The 15,578-nt window shown below is 50.5% G+C and carries 12 protein-coding genes; 8 read left to right on the forward strand and 4 right to left on the reverse strand.

Annotated elements, in window-relative coordinates:
- Nucleotides 1–153: 153 nt before the first annotated feature.
- Both BUB30_RS16825 and BUB30_RS16830 read right to left on the reverse strand, forming a co-directional pair.
- Nucleotides 154–714, reverse strand: coding sequence for a C40 family peptidase (locus tag BUB30_RS16825; protein WP_073136170.1), 561 nt, complete (start codon nt 712–714; stop codon nt 154–156).
- A 224-nt stretch (nt 715–938) separates the two neighbouring features.
- A complete protein-coding gene (locus BUB30_RS16830) occupies nt 939–1,313 on the reverse strand; it encodes a VOC family protein (RefSeq protein ID WP_073136172.1) in 375 nt (124 codons plus the stop codon).
- 203 nt (nt 1,314–1,516) lie between these two features.
- Between BUB30_RS16830 and BUB30_RS16835 the strand changes: the two genes are divergently transcribed.
- From BUB30_RS16835 to BUB30_RS16870, 8 genes are all read left to right on the forward strand, one after another.
- A complete protein-coding gene (locus BUB30_RS16835; protein ID WP_073136174.1) occupies nt 1,517–2,221 on the forward strand; it encodes a hypothetical protein in 705 nt (234 codons plus the stop codon).
- Nucleotides 2,222–2,346: 125 nt separating this feature from the next.
- The gene (locus tag BUB30_RS16840) at nt 2,347–2,772 is read left to right on the forward strand and encodes a DoxX family protein (protein ID WP_073136176.1); all 426 of its coding nucleotides are present in this window, start codon (nt 2,347–2,349) and stop codon (nt 2,770–2,772) included.
- A 128-nt stretch (nt 2,773–2,900) separates the two neighbouring features.
- The gene (locus BUB30_RS16845) at nt 2,901–3,353 is read left to right on the forward strand and encodes a chromate resistance protein ChrB domain-containing protein (RefSeq protein ID WP_073137333.1); all 453 of its coding nucleotides are present in this window, start codon (nt 2,901–2,903) and stop codon (nt 3,351–3,353) included.
- A gap of 196 nt (nt 3,354–3,549) precedes the next feature.
- The gene (locus BUB30_RS16850) at nt 3,550–4,890 is read left to right on the forward strand and encodes a TolC family protein (RefSeq protein WP_073136178.1); all 1,341 of its coding nucleotides are present in this window, start codon (nt 3,550–3,552) and stop codon (nt 4,888–4,890) included.
- 5 nt (nt 4,891–4,895) lie between these two features.
- Nucleotides 4,896–8,033, forward strand: coding sequence for an efflux RND transporter permease subunit (locus BUB30_RS16855; RefSeq protein ID WP_073136180.1), 3,138 nt, complete (start codon nt 4,896–4,898; stop codon nt 8,031–8,033).
- A 25-nt stretch (nt 8,034–8,058) separates the two neighbouring features.
- Nucleotides 8,059–9,147, forward strand: coding sequence for an efflux RND transporter periplasmic adaptor subunit (locus BUB30_RS16860; protein WP_073136182.1), 1,089 nt, complete (start codon nt 8,059–8,061; stop codon nt 9,145–9,147).
- 69 nt (nt 9,148–9,216) lie between these two features.
- Nucleotides 9,217–9,666, forward strand: a complete 450-nt coding sequence (locus BUB30_RS16865; protein ID WP_073136184.1) for an arsenate-mycothiol transferase ArsC — start codon at nt 9,217–9,219, stop codon at nt 9,664–9,666.
- Nucleotides 9,667–9,745: 79 nt separating this feature from the next.
- Nucleotides 9,746–12,190 carry a TonB-dependent receptor gene (locus BUB30_RS16870; protein ID WP_073137334.1) on the forward strand — a complete coding sequence of 815 codons (2,445 nt, stop codon included), beginning with the start codon at nt 9,746–9,748 and terminating at the stop codon, nt 12,188–12,190.
- A 30-nt stretch (nt 12,191–12,220) separates the two neighbouring features.
- Here the strand turns inward: BUB30_RS16870 and BUB30_RS16875 are convergent, their stop codons facing one another.
- Nucleotides 12,221–13,009, reverse strand: coding sequence for a bestrophin-like domain (locus BUB30_RS16875; RefSeq protein ID WP_073136186.1), 789 nt, complete (start codon nt 13,007–13,009; stop codon nt 12,221–12,223).
- 37 nt (nt 13,010–13,046) lie between these two features.
- A complete protein-coding gene (locus BUB30_RS16880) occupies nt 13,047–15,506 on the reverse strand; it encodes an ABC transporter permease (protein ID WP_073136188.1) in 2,460 nt (819 codons plus the stop codon).
- Nucleotides 15,507–15,578 lie beyond the last annotated feature (72 nt).

Genomic DNA, 15,578 nt, shown 5'->3' on the forward strand with positions numbered 1-15,578 from the left:
ACCAGCACGGGTTGTCCGCCGTCGGACGGAATCGTCTGATTATGATCATGGCATGATCTTCTTCCGGTCTCTGTCACTGAGAAACGGTAGCACGATCATAGATGGACTTGGATGGTCAATGGGGTATTGTCGACGGCCGGTCGCCGGGAGTGATCATTCCAGCAGGCGGACCACTTTGATGAATCTCGCTTTATAGTGGGCGCCCAACGTCGTCTCGTTCACACCCCACGATTTTCCGGAGGAAGAATGTATAAACCGGATGGTGTCCGACGCCTGGATGACGATGCCGACGTGACCTACCTTTCTCACTTTTTTATTGGTGCCTGTAAAAAGAATGAGATCGCCGGGCTGGGCGCTTTTGAGGTCCACTGTTTTTCCAACATTCGTGAAAGCGATGGAGCTGCGAGGAACCTGGATATTAAAATGATGGAATACATACTGGACAAACCCGGAACAATCAAATCCTTTCTTCGGGTCGGAGCAGGCGTATTTATAAGGTGTTCCTTTCAGGGTCTGTGCAAACGTGATGAGATCTTCCGCCTTGCGTTTTGCGATATCGCTTTCAGCGGGCTTCACCGATGGAGCACCCAGGGTGTCGGCAAGTTTATAGTGACCGTTTGTCGCTAACGTCAGGAGGTGTTGGTGCCGATTCTTTACCGGCGGAAAGAAAGAGAGAACGGGAAGGAAAATATGGATTACCAGAACCTTGAGCATCTGCAAATTTAACAGATCGCAGGCAATTATGCATCATCCGCGCAAAGCCTGATGACACCCCGGCAAATGAGTTGCAAAAAATAACTTTCCATCTGTGTTAAATACAGTTTATCGATCATTTTCGAAGTGAAAAGAATTTATTTTGCAGGGTAAACATCCTACATCACGCCGAATTTTTCTATCAGGTAAGCATTTTATCCGGGTGATCTACCCATTCAGACCACTTATTTCCCGGGGTGGAATTGTCCAAAATGCCAGAGTACGCCGGAGGGATCGTGCATAAAGCATTCTCGTCCCCAGCTTTCTTCCCGGATGGGCGTCAACTTCACGCCCTTATATTTTTGATGCAGTCCCAGGCTTTGCAGTTCTTTCCAATAGCGATGCACATCGTCCACTTCCAGGAACAGCATCAAGTTATTTATCCAGTCTTCCACATAAGCGTTCTGCAAGTAGAACCCCAGCGTGTCCGTGACTTTGAAGTATGACATGGAGGCATCGATCGGCGATTCTTCAAATCCCAATTCCTTGTAGAATTGTCTCGATTCCTCGAAGTTCCTGGCGCCAATAAAAGCCCGGAGTGATTTTGCAGCGTGGTTCATGTGGTGATGGTTTTTATATGCCTTGTTGTATACAGCTAAATTAAGACATTTCTATTCAGGAGCCAGGAGCCAGAATCCGGGAGCCAGAATTCAGGAGCCAGAAGCTTGGTGTGCGGCATTCCTTTGAAGGCGGGTCTTTCGGGAAAAAGTTCGATATTCGTTGGAGCAATAAAAAATGGTTTCCATCAAACAGGGTTCAGGCCATGGCCGATAAGATGCAGCGGGTGAAATCCCTTCTTCAGTATGCTATTCTTTTTCTGGGGATCATCACTTGTTTTGGTTGTACCTACCGGCCCAAGCAGAAGCGGCTGGGCGAGTCCAGGAACAGTGACAAATTGATCCTGAAGACGTTTTACAAAAAGTCGAATGACACCATCGAATTCCGGCGGATCCTGGCAAGCAATTCAGAAATCGCGTTGCAAAACGGACAGCTCTACCTCGATGAATATGGCTTGACGTATCAGCGATTCGAGGCGGTGACAACATTCAAAAATGAATCGAAAACAATAGATTCGCTGTCGATGCACTTTGAAAAGGAAGGATGGACTGCAAAGCTGGGGAAAGAACGGGACGTCATGTTCATTCAGATCATCCCAGACTCCGCCATGAGCAACCTGGAATCTTTCGGGTTCGTGGATTTGAGACAAAGTGTCGAGGACAAAATTGATGAAGCCCTGAAGCGTGGAAATCTCGGAGAATGGTTTGCAGGGGATATGGGTGCAGGCGGAAATATGCTGTTCTTTATCAACGACTGGGACAGTGCAACTGAACTGGTGTTAGAAGTTCTAAACGAAGAAGGGTTGCTAGACCACGTCCTGGTAACAAAACGGATCATGACGGGAGAAGAAGATTGGAATTACGAAATCGTCTATCCTGTAGAATTCGAAGGGGTATTCAATTCCATGTGACCAGCCTCTGACATTTCACAAATTCTGTTCTGAAAGTATTATGAAAATGTCATTTAATGTGCATAAATTGACCCGATCGATTGCCATCCACCTGGGCAGTTTCATTCTCTAAATTTTTTATTGTGATGTTATTTAAGCAGATCGTTTCGACTGAAGCTGCTAAAACTACCCTATTGATCAGGTTGATGGTGGGTGCTGTTTTTCTTTCTGAAGGCATTCAGAAATTTCTGTTTCCCGATAAGCTCGGTGCAGGTCGCTTTGCCAAAATCGGACTACCCTACCCAGACTTCCTTGGGCCCTTTGTTGGTTCATTCGAGATCATTTGTGGGACGCTCGTGCTCATCGGATTGCTGACACGGCTTGCCTCCATTCCTCTTCTGATCATCATGCTGGTAGCGCTTGCGACCACGAAATCGGAAGTACTTGCCGAGGATGGCTTTTGGGAAATGATGCACGGCAGCCGCACGGATTGGGCTATGCTGTTGGGAGGAATTTTTCTCCTTATTCACGGGGGCGGCCGATGGTCAGTCGATCTGAAACTCAATGGCTGAGATCAGCTGAACGCTCTATTCCCTGCGAAAAAGTTTGGATAAAGGTAAACTCCATCCCAAAAGTAAATTCCATTCTATACTTCATCGTGCCGGTTTTGTAGCATTACATGATCAAAAAAAACAATGTCATGAAATGGATCACACGCGAACGTCCGAAGATTGATCGTATTGCCTGTCCCTGGCTGATCAAGAATTTTGTGGACCGTGAGGCGGAGTTCATTTATGTTCCCAAGGAGCAGGTGTTCAGCAAAGCAAAAGAACTGGAAGCGATCCCTTATGACATTCCGGGCGCGGAGTATTCGCACGAGGGCGACCTCTGTACGTTTGATTACATCGTCAAGAAACATCATCTCGCCGATCCGGCCATCGATCAATTGGCCCGGATCGTTCGTGCAGCGGACACCGATAGTTTTGAACTGGCACCCCAGGCTGCCGGACTTTGGGCGATCTCTGCCGGACTATCTTATAATGTCAAAGATGACCAGGAGCAACTTGTGATCGGGATGAAAATCTATGACGCGTTGTATAGTTGGGCAAAATATGTGCAGGGTGAAAAACACACCTGGAGCAACAGGCTTTGACGCATGGTATCGCCGGGTGCAAAGCATTGCCCATCCGGGCACGGGCATTGGCCGGCCCGTTGCTTTACGATATCGGCCGCAGCCGTAAAAAAGAAATTTCAAAGGCTGGCATCCGTGTACGTTTTACAAGAATTGAACTAACTTAGCGACCCCACCACTTTTCTCCCAAATTGACTTGTACTTTATAAAAAAACCAATGAAACTATTTTGGTTCGCCATCGGGTTATTGACGGCCTCTACGGCAAGCAGTCAGACCCTTCATGAGTTATTGAAACAAGCCGAATCCAACTACCCGTTGTTGAAGGCCAAATCGCTTGAGGTGCAGGCGGGACAAAGTAATATCTCCACGGTAAAAAATTCTGCGCTACCGTCCCTGGACGCGGCCTACCAGGTGAACTATGCCACCTATAACAACATCACCGGCATGGCGATGCCACAATATTTTGTGCCGATCAGCGGGCCGCCATCGGCAGACAACACCTCCAGTGGTGTGTTTGGAAGCGTGGGGAGTTTGCTCTTGAAGTGGGAGCCCTTCACGTTTGGGCAACGAAGCGCGCGCATCGACCTGGCAAAAACGGGTGTCAAATACAATGAAGCCGATGCGCGCAACGAGCTGTTCAAACACCAGGTAACCTTTATCAACACCTATCTCGATGTGCTCATGGCGCACGAACTCCTGAAGGTCTATTCAAAAAACCTGGAGCGCTCTAAAGAGAACTTGCGGGCCGTGCGCACGCTCACCGTGAGCGGCTTGCATCCTGGCGTGGACACCGCCCTGTTTCATGGAGAAGTATCGCGCGCCCGGATCGAGTTGCTCAATCACCAGAAATATCTTGAGACACAACAAGCTTCTTTGTCGGAATTGCTGGCCAGCGATGCCGCGACCTACACTCCCGACAGCAGTTACTTTCACCAGCTCCCTTCAAATTCCGGTGACAGCATTGCCTCCAGCCATCCTTTACTGAGTCTTTCAGAAAGCAGGCTCCTGGCCCGGCGTCACCAGCAAACCTCTATCCGGCGAACGCTCAACCCAAACCTTTCGATGTGGGCCACAGGGTATGCGCGCGGTTCTGGCATTCGCTACGATGGTGTTGTCAATTCAAGCGACGGCCTGTCTTTTAGCCGGTACAACTATGGCGCGGGACTTCAACTGAGCGTTCCTTTGCTCCGCTTTCTTGAAGTTCGCCCCCAACTGCGCCAACAAAGTGCGTTGATCAGCGCAGACGAAGAACGGCTCAACCAGGTGAAACTCGAATTGAACAAACAAAACAAAGTCGCGGAGATCACCTTTCGGAACGCGCTGGCAGTGGCGAAGGAAAGCCCGGTGTTTTACCGCTCCGCCGAATTCTCCTTCCGCGCATTGACCACCCGCTACAACTCGGGGCTCACCAACTATGCCGACCTGATCCAGGCACAATACAGTTTGGTGAAGGCCGAAACCGAGTTGAAGCAATCTTACCTGGAAGCCTGGAAGGCACTCCTCTATAAAGCGGCGGTTCAGGGTGACATCGCTATATTTTTAAATCAAGTCAAGTAAGCCGTATGAACTTAATACAAGGTGCTTTACGCAAACCCATCACCGTCGTTGTAGCGATCGTTGCTATCCTCGTCTTCTCCACCGTCGCCATCCGGAACGCGAAGGTCGATATATTTCCAACGCTTGGGCTACCCACCATTTATGTGGCACAAACCTATGGCGGACTTTCTCCACAACAGATGGAGGGTTTTATTACGTCATACTATGAATATCACTTTTTATACATCACCGGCATCAAGTATGTGGAGAGCAAATCCGTTCAAGGGGTTGCGTTGATCAAATTGCAATTTCACGAGGGCACGGATATGGCCACGGCGATGGCCGAGACGGTGTCGTATGTGAATCGCTCCCGTTCGTTTATGCCCCCCGGGACCCTCCCTCCTTTTATCATGCGCTACGATGCGGGGTCGGTGCCCGTGGGCCAGCTGGTGTTTAGCAGCGAAACCAGGTCGCTGAATGAAATTCAGGACCTGGCCCTGTTCAAGGTGCGTCCCATGTTTGCCTCCCTGCCCGGTGTGTCTGCGCCACCGCCACTGGGTGGAAACCAGCGGACCGTTTTGATAAAAGCCGATCCGGAAAGAATGCGAAGCTACGGCCTTAGCCCGGATGACCTCGTTACCGCCATCGCCAAAAACAATGTCGTCTCCCCTGCCGGAAATATTCGCGTGGGAGACTTTGCTTTGATCACTCCATCCAACAGCGTTGTCGACAATTTTAAAGAACTCGAGTCCATACCGCTCAAGCTGGGAACGGGCGCGTCGATCTATGTACGCGATGTGGCTAGTGTGGATAACGGGGCGGACATCACGTCGGGCTATGCGCTCATCAATGGAAAACGCTCCGTCTATATCCCCGTCACTAAAAGAGCAGACGCGTCGACATGGGAGGTCGTGCAAAACATAAAGAAGGCGTTGCCCGAAATGCAGGCGGCCGTTCCCGACGACATAAAAGTATCGTATGAATTGGATCAATCCGGATACGTCATCAATTCGCTTCGAAGCCTGATGTTCGAAGGCGGATTGGGCGCCATATTAACCGGGTTGATGGTATTATTATTTTTAGGCGACCGCCGCAGCGCGATCATTGTTGTGCTCACCATACCGCTGGCGTTGCTTTCGGCCGTGGTGTTCCTGTATCTTTTTAAACAGTCGATAAACATCATGACGCTTGGCGGGCTGGCCCTGGCCGTGGGCATACTCGTCGATGAGGCCACGGTGACGGTGGAGAATATTCATCATCACCAGGAAAATGGAAAGTCCAAGGCCCGGGCCATCATCGACGCCTGCAAAGAGATCGCATGGCCCAAGTTTTTAATCTTGCTCTGTATCCTGGCCGTATTTGTGCCGGCCCTCTTTATGGCGGGCGTTCCGAAAGCGATGTTCCTTCCGCTGTCGATGGCCGTGGGTTTTGCGATGATCGCTTCTTTTCTGCTGTCGCAAACTTTTGTCCCCGTGGTTTCCAACTGGTTATTGAGAACCGGGACCCAGTCCAACAACGCCAGGTTTGAAAGATTTAAGACGTGGTACGTTCAATTCACCAGCGCGCAATATGAACGGTCAAAAATTCTGGCGCCTTTGTTTTTAATCGCGGCGTTGGTAACGGCCCTGGTCTGCTATCGCTTCATTGGCACCGAAATATTTCCCAAAGTAGATGCCGGGCAATTTCAAGTCCGCCTGCGTTTGCCCACCGGCACGCGCATCGAGCGCACCGAGACGGCCACCAAAAATGTGCTGGCAGTCATTGACCGGATCGCAGGGAAGGACAACATCGAGATCACGTCGTCCTTTGCCGGGTTGCAGCCCCAAACCTATGCCATCAACTCGATTTTTCTGTGGACCAGCGGCCCGCATGAAGCACTCCTGAAAGTGAAATTCAAAAGTACCTCGGGCATCCGCCTTGAAAAATTCAAGGAGCAACTTCGCGACAGTCTGAAAAAAGAAATGCCGGCTGCGCTGATCTCCTTCGAGCCGGCCGACCTGGTGGACCAGGTGATGAGCCTGGGCACAAACACGCCGATTGAAATCGCTGTGCAAGGCAAGAACCTTGCAGAAGGGCGCGTCTATGCGGAGAAGCTTAAAAAGGAGTTGGAGAAAATTCCGTATCTGCGAGACATTCAATACGGTCTCCCGTTGGATTATCCGAGCCTGCAGATCAACTACGATCGCGTACGCGCCGGTCAGATGGGCGTGTCGGTGGAGCAGGCCGCCAAGTCGGTGCAGGCGGGAACGTCTTCCAGCCGCTTGACACAACCCATGTACTGGCTCGACAAAGCCGCCGGCAATGCTTACCAGGTGCAGGTAGAATATCCACAATTCAGAATGAATAGTCCCGACCAGGTGGAGCAGATCCCCATCGATGGCAAGGGTGACCAGAACATTTACCTGCGCGATGTGGCCGACTGGAAGAAGACAAACACCATCGGCGAATATGACCGCCTCAACCAGCAACGCTACATTACCGTGACGGCCAACCTAAACCAAAAGGATCTGGGAACGGCCGTGAAGGATGCCAACAAAGCCATAAAGAATATCGGCGAGATCCCGCAGGGCATGAAGGTCTATCTCCGTGGGCAGGCCGAAATGCTGGACCAAACGCTGCGGGAGTTGGGCATCGGATTGCTCCTGGCGGTCGGCATCATCTTCTTGTTGCTGGCCACCAACTTTCAATCCTTCGGTCTTTCGGGATCGATACTGTCCACCGTGCCGGCGGTGATTGCCGGATCATTCCTGCTCTTGCTCGTGACGGGGAAGACGCTCAACATTCAGTCGTTCATGGGAACGATCATGGCGATCGGTGTTGCCGTATCCAATGCGATCCTGCTCATTACCAACGCTGAATTTTTGCGGAAAGAGAACAGACCTGGTGTGAATATCGGACTGGAGGCCGCGCGCAACCGCCTGCGCCCGATCCTGATGACCAGCATCGCTATGATCGCCGGCATGATCCCTATGGCCGTTGGCTTGGGAGAAGGCGCAGAACAAACTTCGCCCTTGGGAATTGCCGTGATTGGTGGCTTGCTCCTCTCCACGGTGACCACGTTGTTTGTTTTACCGGCCGTGTATAGCCGCGTCGCTGGAAATAAACCCTACGTCAGTGCGTCGCTGGATCCGGACGACGAGGCCAGCAAAAATTTCGGACAATAGTTTTAACTTCAACTTGAACAGATACATGAAATCTCTTGTAATCCTTTTGCCCTTTGCCGTACTGCTCTCGTCCTGCGGAAAACCTCACGCGAATCCATCCCCGGCAGGCGAAACAAAAAAAGTGGACACGCTCAAAGTGCTGTCTTTGAAAAAGGGAAAAGTGGAGCGACAGACTTCCTTACCGGGCGAACTCCTGGCCTTTGAGCACGTGGAGATCCATCCGAAAGTGACGGGCTATATCAAACAACTGAAGGTAGACATCGGCTCGATAGTCAGGAAGGGACAAATCCTGGCCATGATCGATGCGCCCGAGATCCAATCGCGGTTGGGAGAGGCCAACGGGAAACTTCAGGCATCGAAGGCCAGGTTTCAAACCAGCCTCGACACCTACAACCGCATAAAAGATGCCGCAAGAACAGAAGGCGTGGTTTCGCCCAATGAATTGCAAAAGGCAAGAAATCAAATGCTCACCGACAGCGCGGACTATAGCGCCGCCCGCTACTCGGCAGCGTCCTTCCAGCAGGTTGGGAATTACCTGGCCATCACCGCACCTTTCAACGGCATCATCACGCAACGAAACGTGAATGAAGGTGCCTATGTCGGCTCGCCGAATGAAAAGCCTATTCTGGTTATCGAGGATAATTCGAAGTTAAGGTTGCGCGTCGCGGTGCCGGAGGCGATGACGGGTGTGTTGTTGAAAGACAACCAGGTGAAGTTCTCGGCGAAAAGCAATCCCAACCAACTCTTTGATGCCGTGCTGATGCGCAAGGCGGGCAGCATCGACGCTGCCACGCGGACGGAGATCTGGGAGTTTGAGGCAAAGAATGACAAGAACCTGCTGAAGCCCGGTTCCTTCACCAACGTGATCCTGAATATTTATCGCGGCGAAGACTCATACCTGGTCCCGTTCTCAACCGTGGTGACGACACTGGAGAAAAAGTTTGTGATCAAAGTATCGAAGGACACGACGCATTGGATCGATGTGTCGCAAGGGTTAAACCTGCCGGACAAAACCGAGATCTTTGGCAATCTCAAAGAAGGCGACACGCTGGTCGTAAAGGGAAATGAAGAACTGAAAGCAAAAGAGCGGGTGGCTGTCAAATTTGACAAATAACCAGGCTTTGACCGCCAAATCCAGTTTGTCTCCAGAATGTAGGCGTAGTTTGTTTTAAATAAAGGACCTATGAGAACCGTAGGATGCATCTGTCTGGGACTTTTCCTCTTCGCGGCGGCACATGCCCAAGTACAAACTATTGTCTTTGTGTGTGAACACGGATCGGCCAAGAGTGTCATCGCCGCAACGTATTTTAATAAGTTCGCGAAGGAAAAAAATATACCTTGGCAAGCCGTGTCGCGAGGCACCCATCCCGACGCAGAAATTTCGCCGAAGACGAAAAAGCTACTCACCGAAGACAATCTCCTGGATAAATCTTTCATCCCAAAAAAGCTGAGCCAAGCCGATGTAGACACTACCCGGCAAGTCATTCTTTTTTGCAGCCTGCCGCCAACTCTTCAGGGGAACGGGAAGACCAGTCATTGGGAGGTCAATGCGGTGAACGATGATTTTCAGAAACTCCGGAACGATATCATTTCCAGGATCACTCCACTTATAGACTCACTGGCGAAACACTAACCCCGGCATTGGTGAACCAAAAACTATTTCAAGGGAAGCACGGATGCTCACTACCCCCAACTGATTTATCATGTTTTCTTTGCAGATTGTACCCGTGAAGGCCTTTTTATTCCATATTTTATACACGCTTGTACTGCTGACCTTCTGTCCTTCCATACAAGCCCAAAACCCGGGCTGGATAAAAGGAGTTGTCAAAGAAAACAACAACCCCGTTGAATTTGCCAATGCATTCTTAACTCTCCGGCGGGACACTACAAAGATTGTCCTCGGCGCCGTGACGGACAGCACGGGAAGGTTCGTCCTGGACAAAGTATCGCCTGAAGATTATACATTAAACATTCAGATGATCGGCTTCAAGCCGAAACGAATTCCCGTCGCCATTCACACGGGGGCGATGAACATTGATCTACACGAAATCAATATGGAAGCAGATCCCAATCAGCTCAATACCGTGGAGGTGACGGCCATGCGCGATCTCATTCAGAAAACGGAGGAAGGGTTTGTGGTGAAGGCCTCCGAGAACATCACACAGATCGGTGGCTCCGCTGCCGACCTATTAAAAAACATGCCGGGTGTGTTGGTGAACTCCGACGGTGAAGTGACTATCCGTGGCAAAACGCCGTTGACGCTCATCAATGGACGCATTTCCGGTATTGCCGGGATCGACCGCAGTGCACAGTTAGAAAGAATTCCCGCCAGCAGCATCGAGCGTATTGAGATCGTCAACAACCCGTCGGCCAAGTACGACGCCGATGCCGAGGGCGGTATCATCAATATTGTCCTAAAGAAAAATGAAGATCGCGGCACGAACGGAGCCTTTGCCTTTGGTGCGGGACGAGGCAGCCGATACCGACTCAATGCCTCGATGCTTTTAAATCATAAAACCCGAAAATGGAATGTTGGTGCGGCGTATGACAATTGGTATACTACGCGCACCCGGCGAGTAACGGGCGATCGCATCAACTATGATTTGTCCGACGAACATTTTCTTGCCCAAAGAAGATTTGACGAGCGTCTGATCTTTTATCAGAATGCAAAGACCACGGTCGACTTCACCCCCAACGAGAAGAACAGTTTTAATTTTGAAGCCCTTTGGGCCTTCCCCGGTGAAAACAACAATGAAACGCTAAAGAACACGTATACCACTTCCGAAAACGAATTTACCAACCGAAACCAGCGGCATTCCAACGAGATCCGGAGAAGCCATGCCGTTGAACTCTCTCTCCTCTATACCCGACATTTTGTCAATCCGGCAAAATTGCTGTCCGTCAACATCAGCAACACGTTTAACATCGAAAAAGAAAATACGGACATCGACACGCAGCCGCTCACGGAGCAAGACCAAACGTCGGGCGACGTTTCCTGGCAACGAACACACGTTTACCAGAAAACCAACCTTGCCAATATCGCCCTCGACTACGCCCAACCCATCGCAAAAAACGGGACGATGGAAATGGGGTATAAAAGTATTTTTCGTTATCTGAATTCAGATTTTATAAGAGAAAATCTCACCAACGAGGAATACATCACCGATCCTTTGAATAGCAACATCTTCGATTTCAATGAACAAATCCACGCTGTCTACACGCAATACACCGGATGGACGGGGGAAAAAGAGGCTCCCTTGTGGAAATATAATGCAGGGCTTCGCGCCGAGAAGGTTTGGAACAATGGGAAGACGCGCAACGACTCCGAGGCCTTTAAAAATGACTACTTCAACCTATTTCCCTCTGCCAATCTTTTTTACTATACACCCAAGCGAAACTATTTCAAGCTGAGCTACACCCGGAGAATTGCGCGACCTGGCTTGGGTCAATTAAATCCTTTTACGGACATAACGGATTCCTTAAATCAGCATTCCGGAAACTCCAGGTTAAAACCAGAAATTATTCATGCCTTTGAGTTCGGTTACAATTACACACTACCGAAGGCATCGCTATCACTGGCGGCATTCTATCGACTGAGAAAGCATGCTATATTTTCCTACACGATATTGGATGAGAACGGAGTGGCGCTTTCCTTGCCGATGAACTTTGGCACGGCCTCTACCCTTGGCCTGGAGGCCATCGGCTCCTACAACCCATTTTCATTCTGGAGTATGAATCTTAGTTTTTCTGCCTACCAGACGCATATTGACAACACCGAATCCGGCGCCGAGCTATCCACGAACCTGGTGAGCTGGTATTCAAAACTCATTCAGAATTTCACACTCCATAAGAACAGCAAGCTCCAAGTCATCGGAAACTACACCTCACCTTCTGCTGTGCCCCAGGGCAAGTCGATCGCGGTTTATTTCGTGGACATCGGATTTCAGCAACGCATCATGAAAGGAAAGGGCAGACTGGGACTTGTGATCACGGATGTATTCAACACACAGCAATATGGCTTTATCACTTCCGATTACAATTTTGAGTCAAACCGCCGCGTCAAGATCGATACGCGGGCTGTTCTGATAACGTTTGGCTATACGTTTGGCACTTCATTCAAAGAAAATTTAATGGACAATAAATTTGAGAATGATTAGGTGATCCAATAACAAGAAAAATTCAATCCCTTAAAAAAGCTTTCGCAATTCCACCATCGCCTGGTGCGACCCTGTTAACTGGATGAAACCGCGCCGGGGGCGGTCGAGATCCAGGGTGATATAGACGACCACAGAAGTGAGCACGCAAAAACCAACCGCCACAAACCAATCCAAACGTGCTTTTCCTGCAGAGGAATAGCCCAGGTAAAAAGCAGTAGCCAACGACAGCGCGAACAACATCGACACGATGGAGTCGGGAACGCGGGCAAGTTCCGCCATCAGCCGCGTGGTACTGATGTCGAGCATGGCGTTCAGCGCGGGGATCATCTGCATGGTGGCGGCGTAGTGGTCGGATTGTTGCGACAATTTTGTGGCACGGTTCCACAACTGCGTTCCATAGTTGTCGGCTTCCCCTTTGGCTTTCAAAGCTTCTTCTATTTCATGGCCGGCCTCAAAATAGCGTATGCGCGCTTCTAAATATTGACGAAAGTCGCTTCGAAAGGCCGTGCGTTCTTCGTCTGGGTAAAGATCGGCCCGCAGGATGGCGGTGCCGATGGCGTTGGCTTCTTCGACGATGTTTTCTCTCCGGGTGTCATACCGGCTTGCGCTCATGCTGAAGGTGAAAGCCAGTAAAAATGCCAGCAATCCTAACATGGCCGAGATCGCGGTTCCGGTGGAAACCGCTTCAATTTCATGTTGCGCCTTGATGCGTTTCAACCCGATCATTCGGCCCACATAGATACAAACCAACATAAGCACCATCAGGATCGCTACCAGCACCTCTGCGGCGGTCTCATAAATAAAGGATTGCTGCACCATGTATATAAATTAACTAAAATAGACCCGCTATGCAATTCTATTCACCCTTCAAATGATCGACCGGGTTGGTACCCGCGGCTTTCAGGGTTTGAAAGCCGGAAGCAACACCCACGACAACAACCATGACGATCAACGGCCACACAAAAAACCATCCGCTGATCGCTATCCTGACCGGGTAATTCTTCAACCATTCCGAGGCGCTGTAGTAGACCACCGGCGCCGAGATCAGCGTAGCCATCAAGACCAGTTTAAAATATTCTTTCGACAACAACCTCACCAGGTTTGCCGCCGTAGCCCCCAGAACTTTTCGGATGCTGATCTCCCTCAATCGTGCGTTCATCTCAAACAGCGTGAGCCCCAAAATACCCAGACAGGCAATGAACACCGCGACAGCGGCAAACGATCCGAAGGTCCTTGCAAAGTGTCTCTCCGTTTTAAACTGGCGATCGTAATATTCATCGAGAAAGAAATAGTCAAAGGACTTTGCGGGGAACACTTCTTTCCACCGGTCGTGGATATACGCAAGCGCCTCCTGGGGATCGCTGCCGGCACTCAATTTTACAGAGTAATACACATCCTGGAAACGGCCGTGGTTAAAGGAGAGAATGGTGGGCTCAACTGCTTTCTTTATGGCTTCGTGGTGATAGTCTTCCACGACGCCGACGATCTTATACTTTTGAAATTTGCCACCCCAGAGTAAAAAATCAACTTCCTGATCCACGGCGTCCGCCGGAGAAGCGAACCCCAGCGCGCGGATGGCCGACGCATTTAAAACAACCGTGTTCCAGTTTTCCTCGTCACCTTGCTCGGGAGAATAGTTGCGGCCCGCCGCGAGCTTTAGATCATAGAACGGAATGAAATTATGATCGACAAAAAGGATCTTGAACCGGGTGGGGTCGTCCGGATCGGTTTGATGCCGTTTGATGCGGTTCACAAAATATTCATCGATCACCGTGCCTGGAATGCACGATGAACTGGTCATGTCCTTCACCATGGGGTGCTCCAGCAATTTATGCTTCAACGCCATATAGTCAGAGTGATTGATGGAGTCGTCTGCGTTTGCATAGACGGTGGGATTTCGAAGGGAAACGACTTTATCCAAATCGATCTTCTTATTGGTCAGCCGCATGAAGTCGAGTTGTTGGTGGATCACCAGGATGAAGGCCAGGAGGACCAGCGAGGAGGTGAACTGAACAACGATCAGCGACTTGCGGAGTGTGCCCCCGCGGTTCGTCCCACCCAAGCTTCCTTTTAGCGTGGCGATGGGGTTGAGTTTCAGGATAAAGATCGCGGGGTAAATGCCGGCAATGACCGATCCTGCCAGGAAGATCCCCAATGCCCCCAGCCAAATCCAGGGCATCGACCATTGAAACGTAGCGATGGGAATGCCGGTCAGGTACGTGAAGCGCGGGAGAATGGCCAGCAGCAGCGTCCACGCCAGTCCGGCCGCCAGGGCCACCGTGCAACCATACTCGACCAGGAATTGCCAGGCGAGGTCGCTTTTTCCAGAGCCGATGATCCGCCTGACGCCCACCTCCTTTGTCCTTCGGATGAAACGGGCCGTCTCGATGTTGACATAGTTGATCCAGGCCAGCAGGAGAATGATGACGCCCAGCGCGGACAACAGGTAGACCAGGACGTCACTCCCGTTGACTTCCAATTCTTCGTTCAGATTGGAGTGGAGATGAATGGCCGTAATCGGCTGAAGGAATGCCTTGGCACCCTGCATGCTGGGATCTTCTTTCCCAAGCGTTGCAAGCAAGCGATTGAGCCGTTCCGTGACACGTGGCGCATCGTCTGCCGACAGGGTGAGGTAGGTATACAGTTTGGGACCCTTCCAATACTGATCGGGGGTGACTTCCTCCTGGTGAATTAAAGCGACAAAATTTGCATGGAAGTGTGCGTTTTCCGGCATATCTTTCATCACCCCCCTGACCACAAAATCGGAAGCGTCGGCAAACGACGGCGACCGGTTCTCAATCTTTTTACCAATGGGATCTTCGTCTCCAAAAATTTTTCTGGCCATTTTCTCCGACAATACCAGGTCGTGTGGATCTTTCAAAACGAAAGAAGGATTCCCCTTGACCAGCAAGTCGGAAAACACCTGGAAGAAACTGGAGTCGGTTTGATAAAAGGATTCCGGCTCAAACAAGAGCCTGCCCTGATACCCGAAGAGAAAGCCCGCGTAGGGCGCCGTTCTGTCGAATGCCGTGGCGGCCTTCACTTCGGGAATGTGTTCTTTGACCAGGCTTGTCATCCCGACGAAGTTCCGAGCGGAAGTATTTTTCCGCTCACCCGCTTGCTCCTGCGCATAGGCTACCCGGAAAATTTCGTTTGCGTTGCTATGAAACGTGTCATAGCTCAGCTCAAAACTAACATACTGAATGATCAGTACGAATGCGGTTAACCCGACCGCTAACCCCAGCACATTGATCAGGGCAAAGGATTTGCTTTTCATCATTTGGCGGGAGGCGATCTTCAAATAGCTGCGAAACATGTTAGGTTGGTTTAGGTTGAACAAACTGGTTTGCGCCCTCGGCTGAAATGCCGGGCCACCCTTGACTAACGA

This window comes from Chryseolinea serpens, assembly GCF_900129725.1.
Lineage (GTDB): Bacteria > Bacteroidota > Bacteroidia > Cytophagales > Cyclobacteriaceae > Chryseolinea > Chryseolinea serpens.

Bases quoted from the DNA above. Each gene is read 5' to 3' on its own strand.
- BUB30_RS16835 (WP_073136174.1), top strand. From the start codon at position 1,517: ATGGCCGATAAGATGCAGCGGGTGAAATCCCTTCTTCAGTATGCTATT.
- BUB30_RS16845 (WP_073137333.1), top strand. From the start codon at position 2,901: ATGAAATGGATCACACGCGAACGTCCGAAGATTGATCGTATTGCCTGT.
- BUB30_RS16840 (WP_073136176.1), top strand. From the start codon at position 2,347: ATGTTATTTAAGCAGATCGTTTCGACTGAAGCTGCTAAAACTACCCTA.
- BUB30_RS16855 (WP_073136180.1), top strand. From the start codon at position 4,896: ATGAACTTAATACAAGGTGCTTTACGCAAACCCATCACCGTCGTTGTA.
- BUB30_RS16880 (WP_073136188.1), bottom strand. From the start codon at position 15,506: ATGTTTCGCAGCTATTTGAAGATCGCCTCCCGCCAAATGATGAAAAGC.
- BUB30_RS16860 (WP_073136182.1), top strand. From the start codon at position 8,059: ATGAAATCTCTTGTAATCCTTTTGCCCTTTGCCGTACTGCTCTCGTCC.
- BUB30_RS16825 (WP_073136170.1), bottom strand. From the start codon at position 714: ATGCTCAAGGTTCTGGTAATCCATATTTTCCTTCCCGTTCTCTCTTTC.
- BUB30_RS16830 (WP_073136172.1), bottom strand. From the start codon at position 1,313: ATGAACCACGCTGCAAAATCACTCCGGGCTTTTATTGGCGCCAGGAAC.
- BUB30_RS16850 (WP_073136178.1), top strand. From the start codon at position 3,550: ATGAAACTATTTTGGTTCGCCATCGGGTTATTGACGGCCTCTACGGCA.
- BUB30_RS16875 (WP_073136186.1), bottom strand. From the start codon at position 13,009: ATGGTGCAGCAATCCTTTATTTATGAGACCGCCGCAGAGGTGCTGGTA.
- BUB30_RS16865 (WP_073136184.1), top strand. From the start codon at position 9,217: ATGAGAACCGTAGGATGCATCTGTCTGGGACTTTTCCTCTTCGCGGCG.